The organism is Streptomyces carpinensis, from assembly GCF_002154505.1.
In the GTDB taxonomy this organism is placed as follows: domain Bacteria; phylum Actinomycetota; class Actinomycetes; order Streptomycetales; family Streptomycetaceae; genus Streptomyces; species Streptomyces carpinensis.
The window spans coordinates 1-11,812 of record NZ_MUBM01000463.1 but is presented as its reverse complement, the minus strand read 5'-3'; the positions used below and the strand labels follow the sequence as shown (position 1 = coordinate 11,812).

The 11,812-nt window shown below is 71.4% G+C and carries 10 protein-coding genes; 2 read left to right on the top strand and 8 right to left on the bottom strand.

What is annotated here, in order from left to right:
- Positions 1 to 151: 151 nt before the first annotated feature.
- The 4 genes from BZY54_RS43455 to BZY54_RS43440 all read right to left on the bottom strand — a co-directional run bounded on the left by BZY54_RS43455 (position 152) and on the right by BZY54_RS43440 (position 4,647).
- Positions 152 to 1,180: a hypothetical protein gene (locus BZY54_RS43455; protein WP_086730871.1), complete on the bottom strand. Its 1,029-nt coding sequence runs from the start codon at positions 1,178 to 1,180 to the stop codon at positions 152 to 154.
- 98 nt (positions 1,181 to 1,278) lie between these two features.
- Positions 1,279 to 2,028 carry a succinate dehydrogenase/fumarate reductase iron-sulfur subunit gene (locus BZY54_RS43450; RefSeq protein ID WP_086730870.1) on the bottom strand — a complete coding sequence of 250 codons (750 nt, stop codon included), beginning with the start codon at positions 2,026 to 2,028 and terminating at the stop codon, positions 1,279 to 1,281.
- A complete protein-coding gene (locus BZY54_RS43445; protein ID WP_086730869.1) occupies positions 2,025 to 3,974 on the bottom strand; it encodes a fumarate reductase/succinate dehydrogenase flavoprotein subunit in 1,950 nt (649 codons plus the stop codon). The genes BZY54_RS43450 and BZY54_RS43445 overlap by 4 nt, the downstream gene beginning before the upstream one ends.
- Position 3,975: 1 nt before the next feature.
- On the bottom strand, positions 3,976 to 4,647 hold the full coding sequence (locus tag BZY54_RS43440; RefSeq protein WP_086730868.1) for a succinate dehydrogenase: 672 nt from the start codon (positions 4,645 to 4,647) through the stop codon (positions 3,976 to 3,978).
- Between the two features lie 119 nt (positions 4,648 to 4,766).
- Here BZY54_RS43440 and BZY54_RS43435 point away from each other — a divergent pair, with 119 nt between their 5' ends.
- Positions 4,767 to 5,654, top strand: coding sequence for a LysR family transcriptional regulator (locus BZY54_RS43435; RefSeq protein ID WP_086730867.1), 888 nt, complete (start codon positions 4,767 to 4,769; stop codon positions 5,652 to 5,654).
- A gap of 22 nt (positions 5,655 to 5,676) precedes the next feature.
- Here the strand turns inward: BZY54_RS43435 and BZY54_RS43430 are convergent, their stop codons facing one another.
- Positions 5,677 to 6,567 carry an NAD(P)H-binding protein gene (locus BZY54_RS43430; RefSeq protein ID WP_086730866.1) on the bottom strand — a complete coding sequence of 297 codons (891 nt, stop codon included), beginning with the start codon at positions 6,565 to 6,567 and terminating at the stop codon, positions 5,677 to 5,679.
- 132 nt (positions 6,568 to 6,699) lie between these two features.
- Here BZY54_RS43430 and BZY54_RS43425 point away from each other — a divergent pair, with 132 nt between their 5' ends.
- A complete protein-coding gene (locus BZY54_RS43425) occupies positions 6,700 to 7,563 on the top strand; it encodes a LysR family transcriptional regulator (protein WP_086730865.1) in 864 nt (287 codons plus the stop codon).
- Positions 7,564 to 7,566: 3 nt separating this feature from the next.
- Here BZY54_RS43425 and BZY54_RS43420 read toward each other — a convergent pair whose 3' ends face one another.
- The 3 genes from BZY54_RS43420 to BZY54_RS43410 all read right to left on the bottom strand — a co-directional run.
- Complete coding sequence (locus tag BZY54_RS43420; protein WP_086730864.1) at positions 7,567 to 9,708, bottom strand: putative bifunctional diguanylate cyclase/phosphodiesterase; 2,142 nt, start codon at positions 9,706 to 9,708, stop codon at positions 7,567 to 7,569.
- The gene (locus BZY54_RS43415; protein WP_086730863.1) at positions 9,705 to 10,529 is read right to left on the bottom strand and encodes an SAM-dependent methyltransferase; all 825 of its coding nucleotides are present in this window, start codon (positions 10,527 to 10,529) and stop codon (positions 9,705 to 9,707) included. The genes BZY54_RS43420 and BZY54_RS43415 overlap by 4 nt, the downstream gene beginning before the upstream one ends.
- Before the next feature lie 360 nt (positions 10,530 to 10,889).
- Positions 10,890 to 11,812: SCO0930 family lipoprotein (locus BZY54_RS43410; RefSeq protein ID WP_107419972.1), on the bottom strand; the 923-nt coding region annotated here is incomplete at its 5' end.

Genomic DNA, 11,812 nt, shown 5'->3' with positions numbered 1-11,812 from the left:
GCTCTCTCCTGGTCACGGGCCGGTTCGGCGGCGGGGGTGGCGGGCCGGTGCGTGCGGCCCTCCGCTCCTGTTCTTCCGATGCCGGTTGGCGTGCGCGTGACCTGTGCCAGGAGAGCAGATGTGGGGATGCTGAACGGCGGGTCGAGGGCGGTCAGCCCTCTTTGGCCACGCATCCGGCGAGCAGCAGCCCGGCCTCCTCCCGGTCCAGGACGCGCTCCAGGAGGAGGCCGCCGGTCATGTGCGGGAAGAAGCGGCCGGCGGGCCAGCTGCGCTGGTAGGACGGCGGGTCGAGGACGAGCAGCCGTACGCCGTCCACGACGGGGATGTCCGAGGGGGTGCCCTCGTTCCATATCCATTCCCCGGTCGGGGCGACGAGGTCGAAGGAGCCGGTGGTGGGCACCTGCCCGGGCTGGTCCCGGCAGACGGCCGCCTCCGCGGCGGACGGGGCCCGGCCGGGTATGTGGCCGCCGCCGACGAGGATGTCGGCGAGCAGGGTGTGCAGCTGGAAGTTGTCTCCGATGCCGCCCATGCGAAGCGCGTAGCCGGTTCCGGTGGGGCGGTGCAGGACGACCAGCGGTTCGCCGTCCAGGACGAGCAGGGCGTACACCAGGCACTTGAAGTCGTGCCCGGAGGCCTCCTCCACCGGGCGTACGGCCGTCAGCAGCCGGGTGCGCAGGGTGTCGCCGAGCGAGGTGCGCACCTCGGGGCGGTTCAGCATCGCGACGGACGCCATCTCCCACTGGGGCAGTGTCCACCAGCCCAGCGCCGCCTGCCGGCCGACCCGCTCGACCACGGCGGGGTCCGGGTCGCCGGGGTCCGGCTCGGGGAAGTCCCCTCCTCCGGTCGCCGCCCAGCGCTTGCAGAACTCTCCGGCGTCGGCCAGCGCGCCGGCGAGCCCGCCGAAGACGTCCGAGGCGCACCGTCGCGCGTCCGCTCCCCGCTCCACACAGGCGCCGACCACCACGGCGATCATCCCGCGCGGCCCCGGGGGGACCTCGGGCAGCAGCGCGGCCAGGCGCGGGCCGGCCGCCGCGATCTCCTCGTCGCCGGCCTGCTGGAAGTTCCGGTGAATCTCCTGGAACGCCTGCGTCGACCGGTCACCGTCCCGGTCGAGCACCGCGGCCTCGAATGCCGTGACGGCGTCGAGGAACCGCTTCCTCCCCTTGTTTCGGAAGATCATGCGGGCACACTACCGCCGCCCACTGACAACGATGCCTGGCGGGACCGGGGTTGAGCACCACGCCCGGTCCCGCCCGTCCGCACCCTGTCGGCGAACGCCTATCGCTTGGCGACCTTGCGGGTCGCCCGCAGCCACTCCTTGTTCATGCTGGTGATGGACATCAGGGGGATGCCCTTGGGGCAGGCGGTGGCGCACTCGCCGGTCAGCGTGCACCCGCCGAAGCCCTCGGCGTCCATCTGCGCCACCATGTCCAGCACCCGGGTCTCCCGCTCGGGCGCTCCCTGCGGCAGCACGTTGAGGTGGTTGATCTTCGCCGAGGTGAACAGCATCGCCGCACCGTTGGGGCAGGCCGCCACGCATGCCCCGCAGCCGATGCACTCGGCGTGCTCGAAGGCGAAGTCGGCGTCCGGCTTCGGCACGGGGGTGGCATGGGCCTCCGGCGCGGAGCCGGTCGGCGCGGTGATGTAACCGCCGGCCTGGATGATCCGGTCGAACGCCGAGCGGTCCACCACCAGGTCCTTCACCACCGGGAACGCGGCGGCCCGCCACGGTTCGATGTCGATGGTGTCGCCGTCCTTGAAGGACCGCATGTGCAGCTGGCAGGTGGTGGTGCGCTCGGGGCCGTGCGCGTCGCCGTTGATGACGAGGCTGCACGCGCCGCAGATGCCCTCGCGGCAGTCGTGGTCGAAGGCGACGGGGTCCTCGCCGCCGAGGATGAGCTGTTCGTTGAGGACGTCCAGCATCTCCAGGAAGGACATGTCGGGCGAGATGCCGTCCACCTCGTAGGTGGACATGGTGCCGTCGGCGTCGGCGTTCTTCTGCCGCCAGACGCGCAGGGTGAGCTTCATGCGTAGCTCCGCTGGGTGGGGTGGACGTACTCGAAGACCAGGTCTTCCTTGTGCAGGGTCGGTGCCTCGCCGGTGCCGGTGAACTCCCAGGCCGCGGCGTAGCCGAACTCGTCGTCCCTGCGGGCCGCCTCGCCGTCGGGGGTCTGGGACTCCTCGCGGAAGTGGCCGCCGCAGGACTCGGAGCGGTGCAGTGCGTCGAGGCACATGAGCTCGGCGAGCTCCAGGTAGTCGACGATGCGGTTGGCCTTCTCCAGGGACTGGTTGAGTTCCTCGCCGGTGCCGGGCACCTTGATGCGCCGCCAGAACTCCTCGCGTATCTGCGGGATGCGCTCGAGCGCCTTGCGCAGGCCGGTCTCGGTGCGGGCCATGCCGCAGAACTCCCACATCAGCTCGCCGAGTTCGCGGTGGAAGGAGTCGGGGGTGCGGTCGCCGTCGACGGACAGGAGCAGGTTGAGCCTGTCCCCGGTCTCCGCCAGGACCTCCTGGACGACCGGGTGGTCGTCGGTGACCGGCTCCTGGTGCGGGTGGCGGGCCAGGTAGTCGTTGATGGTGGCGGGGAGGACGAAGTAGCCGTCGGCCAGGCCCTGCATCAGTGCTGAGGCACCGAGGCGGTTGGCGCCGTGGTCGGAGAAGTTGGCCTCGCCGACCGCGAACAGGCCGGGGATGGTGGTCTGCAGGTCGTAGTCGACCCACAGGCCGCCCATCGTGTAGTGCACGGCGGGGTAGATGCGCATGGGAACCTCGTACGGGTTCTCCGCGGTGATCCGCTCGTACATGTCGAAGAGGTTGCCGTACTTCTCCTCGACCTTCCTCCTGCCCATCCGCTGAATGGCGTCGGCGAAGTCCAGGTACACGCCCTGACCGCCGGGGCCGACGCCGCGGCCCTCGTCGCAGACGTTCTTCGCGGCGCGGGAGGCGATGTCGCGGGGCACGAGGTTGCCGAAGGACGGGTAGATGCGCTCCAGGTAGTAGTCGCGCTCGTCCTCGGGGATCTGGTTCGGCGGGCGGGTGTCGCCCTTGGCCTTGGGCACCCAGATGCGGCCGTCGTTGCGCAGCGACTCGCTCATCAGGGTGAGCTTGGACTGGTGGTCGCCGGTGCGCGGGATGCAGGTGGGGTGGATCTGGGTGAAGCAGGGGTTGGCGAAGTAGGCGCCGCGCCGGTGCGCCCGCCAGACGGCGGTCGCGTTGGAGTTCATGGCGTTGGTCGACAGGTAGAAGACGTTGCCGTAGCCGCCGGAGGCGAGGACGACGGCGTCGGCGTAGTAGGTGTCGATCTGGCCGGTGATGAGGTCGCGCGCCACGATGCCGCGGGCCCGGCCGTCCACGACGATCAGGTCGAGCATCTCGGTGCGCGGATGCATCTCGATGTTGCCCGCGGCGATCTGCCGCGAGAGCGCCTGGTAGGCGCCGAGCAGCAGTTGCTGGCCCGTCTGGCCGCGGGCGTAGAAGGTCCGGGAGACCTGGACGCCGCCGAAGGAGCGGGTGTCGAGCAGTCCGCCGTACTCGCGGGCGAACGGCACGCCCTGGGCCACGCACTGGTCGATGATCTCCACGGAGATCTGGGCCAGGCGGTGGACGTTGGACTCGCGGGAGCGGAAGTCGCCGCCCTTGACCGTGTCGTAGAAGAGGCGGTGGATCGAGTCGCCGTCGTTGCGGTAGTTCTTGGCGGCGTTGATGCCGCCCTGCGCGGCGATGGAGTGGGCGCGGCGCGGGGAGTCCTGGTAGCAGAACTGGACGACGTGGTAGCCCTGTTCGGCGAGGGTGGCGCCCGCGGAGCCGCCGGCCAGACCGGTGCCGACGACGATCACCGTCTGCTTGCGCCGGTTGGCCGGGTTGACCAGCTTGGCCTCGAAACGGCGCTTGTCCCAGCGCTCGTTGATCGGGCCGGCGGGGGCCTTGGTGTCGGCGACCGGCTCGCCGGTCGTGTAGTCCAGGTACGAGGTCATGTCAGCTCACCAATCCGGTCATGACGCCCACGGGAATGGAGATGAAGCCGACCGTGAGCAGCAGTGCGAGAACGTTGGCGGTGGCCTTCAAAGCGCGGTCACGGGTACGGCTGCCGGCACCGAGGGTCTGGGCGGCGCTCCAGAAACCGTGCCGGATGTGCAGACCGAGGGCCAGCATGGCGACGATGTAGATGACGTTGCCGTACCAGGTGGAGAAGGTGTCGACGATGTTCTCGTACGGGTGGGCGTCCTGGAAACCGCCGGTGTGCACGGTGCCCGTGGTCAGGTCGAGGATGTGCCACACGATGAACAGCCCGAGGATGACCCCGCCCCACCGCATGGTGCGCGTGGCGTAGGTCGCCCGCGGCCTCTTGCGCACGTACTTGCTGGGACGGGCCTTGATGTCGCGCCGGCTGAGCTGGTACGCGCTGACGGCGTGGGCCACGACGGCGACCACCAGCACGACGCGGACCAGCCAGAGCGTCCACATGCGGTGCATGAACGGCTCGCCCACGTTACGGAGCCAGACGGCGTAGTCGTCGATCGCCTGGAGCCCGAAGAAGACCTTCAGGTTGCCGTACAGGTGGAGGACCAGGTACAGCAGCATGATCAGCCCGCTGACCGCCATCACGATCTTCTTGCCGACGGTCGAGTCCCACACGGTACGCGTCATGGACGGCCGTCGGTCCGTCCGCGTTGCCAGAGCCATGCCCATGACGCTAGGGCCGAAGGACCTCATCGGTCCAAGACATGGTACGGCTCGTTCCGATAGGAGACGGCTATGATGGCTGGGTGCAGTTCCAGCAGCTCCAGTACTTCGTGGCGGTCGCCGAGACCCGGCACTTCACCCGGGCCGCCGATCTGGTCCATGTCGCCCAGCCCTCGCTGTCCCAGCAGATCAAGGCACTGGAGCGGGAGCTCGGCGCTGACCTGTTCCTGCGGGCCCGCGGCAACATCACCCTCACCGACGCGGGCGAGGCGCTGCTGCCGCTGGCCCGCCGCATCCTCGCGGACGCCGACACCGCCCGGCACGAGGTGCAGGAACTGGTGCAGCTGCGCAGCGGCCGGGTACGGCTCGGGGCGACCCCGAGTCTGTGCACGGGACTGCTGCCGGACGTGCTGCGCGCCTTCCACGACCGCTACCCCGGCATCCGGCTGCTGGTGGAGGAGGGCGGCTCGCACGACCTGGTCCGGGAGCTGGCCCGCGGCGCCCTCGACCTCGCCCTGGTGGTCCTGCCGCTGCCCTCCCCGTCCCCCGCCCTGACCACGGTGGAGCTGCTGCGCGAGGACCTGGTGGTGGTCTCGTCACCGGAGGCGCCCGTGCCTGGCGGCCCGGGGCGGCGCACGGTCCGCATCGCGGACCTGGAGGGCGAGCGCCTGGTGATGTTCCGCCACGGCTACGACCTGCGCGAACTGACCGTCGCCGCGTGCCGGGCCGAGGGCTTCGAGCCGGACTTGGCCGTCGAGGGCGGCGAGATGGACGCCGTGCTGGGCTTCGTACGGGCCGGTCTCGGCGTCGCCGTCGTACCGCGCATGGTCGCCACCCGCTCCGGGCGCGGCCTGCGCGTCACCCCGCTGGCCCGGCCGGGTCTGTACCGGACCATCGCGCTGGCCCACCGCAGTGACGTGGCCCCGCCGCGCGCGGCACGGGAGCTGCAGCGGATGCTCCTGGAGCGGTGAGCCGGCTCCGCGTCCGGACGAATCAGGCGAGGACGGCCGGCCTGAGCACCTCCTCGCACCACTGGCGGAAGCCGGTGGGCGCGTTCTCGGGGGTGGCCGGCTGGGTGGCGCCGTAGAAGCCCTGCTCGTCGAGCGCCTGAACCATGTCGGCCAGGTCCTGCGCCCAGCCCTCGGTCGCCCCGAAGCGCAGCAGCGTCGCCTTGTAGTCCGCGACGCTGGTGCGCTGCATGCGAACCGGCCGCCGAAGGACCTCGGAGACGACCTCCGCCATGCCCGCGGGGGTCAGCGCGTCGGGTCCGACCAGCGGAACGTCGCCGTGCCCGGTCCAGGAGCCGTCGAGCAGCAGCCGGGCCGCCGTGGCGGCGATGTCGCGGGTGGCGCAGGTGCGCACCACGCGGTCCTCGGACGCGGCCAGGCGGAACACGCCCTGCTCGCGGATCGCCCCGGCCTGGTGGAGCAGGTTCTCCATCAGGAACGGCGGGCACAGTGCCCGGTAGTGCACCCCGGTGGCGCTGATCCGGTCGTCCATGGCCAGCGACGCCGAGATCTGGCCGGCGTTCTTCGCCACCCCGCGGCCCAGCGTGGAGACGGCGACGACACGTTCGACACCCTGGGCGTCGATCACCTTGCACAACGCCTCCGTGAAGGCGCGGAAGTGCTCCTGCGCACTGTCGGCGCCGGGCGTCGGGGGCACGAGCCAGAACACCTGGTCGGCACCCTCGCACGCCGCCGCGAGGACCGCGGGATCGGCGTGCGAGCCCTGGAAGACCTCGACGCGGCCCCTGGCCCGCGGCGCCAGGCCTGCCGGATCGCGGGCGATCACCCGGACCGGACCGGCGGCATCCGGGGTGTCGAGCAGGCGGTCGAGGAGCTGACGGCCGATCCGGCCGGTGGGGGTGGTCACAACGATCACGGGAATCTCCAGACTCCAGAAGTCGCGAAGCAATCGAGCGGATCGATCCTGCGCTTCGGGCGGTCACAACTGAAGGATCGATCCGCTCGCGGTCGTTACCCTGAAGGCAATACCGATCGGAGGGGGAAGCCTGTGGAGTCCCGTCCGCTGCGCTACTTCGTCGCCGTCGCCGAGGAGCTCAACTTCGCCCGCGCCGCCGAGCGGCTGGGCATCTCGCCGCCGCCCCTGTCCCGCGCGATCCGCCGGTTGGAGATCGAGCTCGGCGTCACCCTGTTCGAGCGGACCACGCACAGCGTCGCGCTGACCCCGGCCGGCGAGGTGCTGCTCGCGGAGGCGCGGATCGCCCTGGACGCGCTCCAGGCGGCCGGGCGCCGTGCGCAGCGCGCGGCCGCTCCGGAGCCGAAACTGGTCCTCGCGGTGAAGGCCGACGGCGACGCCGGGCTGCTGGAACCCCTGCTGGAGCGCTACGCGGCCGAGCCCGCCGCCGTCCCGGTCGCGGTCCGGCTGTGCGGCTGGCGCGAGCAGCCGCGGCTGCTGCGCCGGGGCGAGGCCGACGCCGCCCTGGTCCACGAGCCGTTCGACCGCACCGGCCTGGACTGCGAGACGCTGGCCGCCGAGCCGCGCGTCGCCGCGCTGGCCTCGAACAACCCCCTCGCCGCCCGCGACCGTCTCGTCCTGGACGATCTCGATCTGCGCCCGGGAGAACTCCACCGGTTCCTCCAGGGGAAGCGGAGCGAGGGCCGCGATCTCGCTCAGCTGCTGACGCTCGTGGGGCTGGGCGAGGCGATCAGCCTGCTGCCCGCCTCGGTCGCCGACCGCTATCCGCGCCCCGGCGTCGTCTACCGCCGTGTCGTCGACGCGCCGCCGGCGGTTCTGGCGATCGCCTGGCCGCAGCAGTCCCGTTCGACGGCCACGGCGGCACTCGTCCGGGCGGCCGTCGCCGTGTCCGAGGCCGCACGCGAACAGCCCGAGAGGGCGCCGTCCGTACGTCCGTGACGATCAGCCCGTGGCGTCCGCCAGGGCGAGTTCGTGCAGGCGGTCCGGGGGGCCGGGGCGGGCGTAGTACCAGCCCTGGGCGGTGTCGCAGCCCAGTGTGCGCAGCTGTTCGGCCTGGGCGCCGGTCTCCACGCCCTCCACGGTGACGGCGAGGTCCAGGCTGTGGGCCAGCGCCACGATCCCCTCGACGATCTTGAGGTCGACCGGGTCGGCCGGGAACTGCTGCATGCCCTGGGTGAAGGATCGGTCCAGCTTCAGCACGCTCACCGGCAGCCTGCGCAGGTTGGCCAGGTTGGAGTAGCCGGTGCCGAAGTCGTCCAGGGCGATGTCGACGCCCATCTCGGCGAGCCTGCGCAGCGGTTTGAGCAGGTCGTCGTCCGCGCCGATCAGCGCCGACTCGGTGACCTCCAGGCACAGCGCGTCGGGAGCGACACCGGTGCGCTCCAGGATGTCGACCGTCTCCTGGACGAGACCGGGGTGCGTGAGCTGGCAGGGCGAGAGGTTCACGTTGATGCGCAACGGGCCCTCGGTCCCGTCGCCGTAGCGCTCGCGCCACTCGCGGGCCTGGCGCACCGACTGCTCCATGACCCAGCGGCCCAGCGGGACGATCAGCCCGGTGTGCTCGGCGAGCGGGATGAACCGGTCGGGGCCGAGGACGCCGTGCTGCGGATGCAGCCAGCGCACCAGCGCCTCGGCGCCGCGCACGCTGCCGTCGCCGAGGCGCACCAGCGGCTGGTACTCGATGAAGAACTCGCCCCGGTCCAGGGCGGCCGGCAGGGCCGTGGTCAGCCCGTGGCGGGTGATGGTACGGGCGTCGGCCTCCGGGTCGGCCAGCTCGAAGCGGTTGCCGCCGGCCGACTTGGCCCGGTACATGGTGATGTCGGCGCTGCGCAGCACCTCCGCCGCGCTGCGCTCCCCCACCGGGCCCTCGACGACGCCGATGCTGCCGCGCACGGTCAGCTCCCGGCCGTCGATGCGGATGGGCGCCACGAGCGCGTTCAGGATGCGGGAGGCGAGCTCGTCCACCTCGCGCTGGGTGTCCGTCCCGGTGGTCAGCGCCACGAACTCGTCGCCGCCGAGCCGGGCGACCATCTCGCCGGGCGCGGTCGCGCACGCCTGAAGCCGGTCGGCGACCTCCACCAGCAGCCGGTCGCCGGCCGCGTGCCCGAGGCTGTCGTTGATGGTCTTGAAGCCGTCCAGGTCGAGGTAGCACAGTCCGAAACGGCGGCCGTCGCCCGCGCTCAGCACCTTCTCCAGGCGCTCGAAGAACAGGGTGCGGTTGGGCAGTCCGGTGAGCGCGTCGTGCGTGGCCTCGTAGCGCAGCCGGAGGTTCAGCAGCCGCCGCTCGGTGGTGTCCTCCATGAGGGCCAGCTGGTACTGGGGGTTGCCGTCGGGGTCGCGGAGCAGGGAGACGGTGAGGTTGGTCCACAGGACCGTGCCGTCGGGCCGGTAGAAGGCCTTCTCCACGTGGTAGTGCTCGCGTTCGCCGCGCACCAGTTCCTCGTACAGCCGCCACACCTGCGGGGCGTCCTCGGCGTGCGTCCAGTCCCGGACGTTGCGGATCCGCAGGGTCTGCTCGGACCCACCGAACATGCGCAGCAGCGCGCCGTTGATCTGCAGGACGTTGCCCTCCAGATCGGCGATGCCGATGCCTATGGCCGCGCCTTCGAACACCGCACGGAAGCGGGCCTCACTGGCGTGCAGCGCCTGTGCCACCACGCCCTGGGCGCGCAGCGCGGCCTGGGCGATGGCCTCCTGCTCGGCGAGCGTGCGTTCGCGCAGCGCCCGCGCGAACCCGGCGGCCATGGCGTGCTGCAGGCGCGCGGAACGGGCCCGCAGGTCCTCCTGGTCACCGCCCTCGCCGCAGTAGAGCACCAGGTAGGCGTCCACGCAGTCCAGGGAGCGGCTGAGCGCGTCGGGGGCGGTGCAGTGGGCGCCGACCAGCGCGGCGCCGACCGCCTCGCCCTCACCGGCGTCGAAGACCCTGGCCCGCAGTGCTCCGCTCAACCTGCGGGCGAGCGGCAGCAGTTGCTCCTCGAACTCCGGGCGGGTCAGCGAGGTGGAGGTCACCGGGAAGACGGCCCGGCTCCAGATCGTCGTCAGCCGGCGCAGTCTGCCCTCCGGCCCGTCCGGCTCCGCGATCACGCCGTACGCCCGCTCGTCCGCCCCACGCCGGCGAATCCGGAGAAGGCATAAGGATCCTCGTCCTCCGGCGCCGTCTCCGGCCGCCAGTGCGGCATCGGCACCAGTCCCGGTTCCACCATGTCGTACCCCTCGAAGAACCGCGCGATCTCCTCGCGCGAGCGCATGATCAGCGGGTTGCGAATGTCCTGGTACACGTCGACCGCGCCCTCGCTCCGCTCCGGCGGCAGCGGGATTCCCTCGTACGAGGCGTGCGTGAGGACGAGCAGGCTGCCGGGCGCGAGCGCGTCGCGCAGCTCGGCGACCGCACCGCATGGGTCATCCGTGTCTTCCACGAAGTGAAGTATGGCAACGAGAAGCAGCGCGACTGGCCGATTCAGGTCGATCAGCCGCTGCAATCGGGGGCTCGCGAGGATGTCCTGCGGCTTGCGCAGGTCGGCCGCGACGACGTCCGCGTCGTCGTTGCCCGCCAGGACCGCCTCGCTGTGGGTGACAGCCACCGGGTCGTGGTCGACGTACACCACGCGGCTGCCGGGGCGGACGGCCTGGGCGATCTCGTGGACGTTGCCGAAGGTGGGGATGCCGGAGCCGATGTCCAGGAACTGGGTGATGCCCTCGTCCAGGGCGAAGCGCACGGCGCGGCGCATGAACGCCCGGTTCGCCTGCATGATCTTGGGCAGCCCCGGCATGAACTCCATGGCCTTGCGGGCGGCTTCCCGGTCGACCTCGAAGTTGTACGAACCGCCCAGGTAGTAGTCGTAGATGCGAGCGACGCTCGGCACCAAGATGTCGATGCTCCGGGGAGCCCAGGCGGGACGCTCCATCTTCTCTCCACAACGTAGGCGATCCGGTGTTCGAGCCGAGGCTACTGATCGCCCGCCAATGGAGCGAGCCCAAACGGAAATTGACCATCCGTTCCCGGTCACCACCTGCGCTCACGTACACCTGCCCGCGCCCGCATCACGGTGGATTACACCGATGTGCGGGTATGGCGAACCGTCCGTGGAGGTGCCGTGGACCGCGCCGCCCGGACACGGCGAACCGCCCCCTCCGTGCGGTGCGGAGGGGGCGGTCCGGTCGGTGACGCGCCGTCGTGTGCGTCCGGCACTTCGCTGTGCCTGTGTCATCCCTCCCTTCCGTGTCCCGGCACCGTCTGGTGGGCGATCGACCAGGGGAGGTGATCTCTACTTGGGCGCGCCGACCGGCTTTCCGTCAGGGGACACGGCGTACCAGGTGCCGCCGACGCCCTGACCGTTGAGGTCCCCGGGCACCTTGTCCCCGGAGAAGGTGTAGATCGGCCAGCAGTTCACGGTCATCTGCTTCACCCCGTCCGGCCGGGTGAAGCCCATCAGGCCCTTCTTCCGCACACCCTTGGTGTCACCGGCGGGCACCGGGGCCACGGCCGGCCACTTCTCCAGGCAGGCGCCGGTGCACGCCGACACCGACTTCGGCCACGCCTTGTCCTTGAGGAAGCGGTAGACCGTCATGCCGTTCCTGTCGACGACGATGTCCCCGAGTTCGGTCTTCTTCACCGACAGGCCCGGCAGTTCGGCCAGGGAGGCCTTCTTGCCGTTGGGCGCCATGGCGTACCACTTGCCGCCCACGCCCTGGCCGCTGACCTCGCCCGCCTTGGTGTCCTTCGCGTAGCGGTAGGCGGGCCAGCCGGCGATCGTCAGCTGCTTGGTGCCGTCGGCGCGGGTGACCTCGCCCAGCAGCGCCTTGTCGATGCCGGCGCCGGCGGTGGCGTCGCCGGCGGGCACCGGCGGCCAGGCCTTGGCGCAGTCGCCGTCGCAGTTGGACTTGGGGGGTTCGGCCGTGTCCTGGTCGAAGCGGTAGAAGGTCATGCCGGCGCTGTCCGTCAGCACCTTGCCCAGCTCGGCGTCGTCGGAGACGGCCAGTTGACCGGCGGTCCGGGACGCCCCGGCCGCGCCCTGCTGTCCGTCGGCGCCGTATCCGTTGCCGGCGCCCACGCCGGTCTGGGTGCCGGTCCCCGAACCGGAGCCGCCGAATCCGCCGGCCGGGGCCGTCGCGCCCACGTTCTGACTGCTCGCCGCGGGGGCGCCGTCCTGACCGCACGCCGTCGTCAGCGCCAGTACGGCCGCGGCCG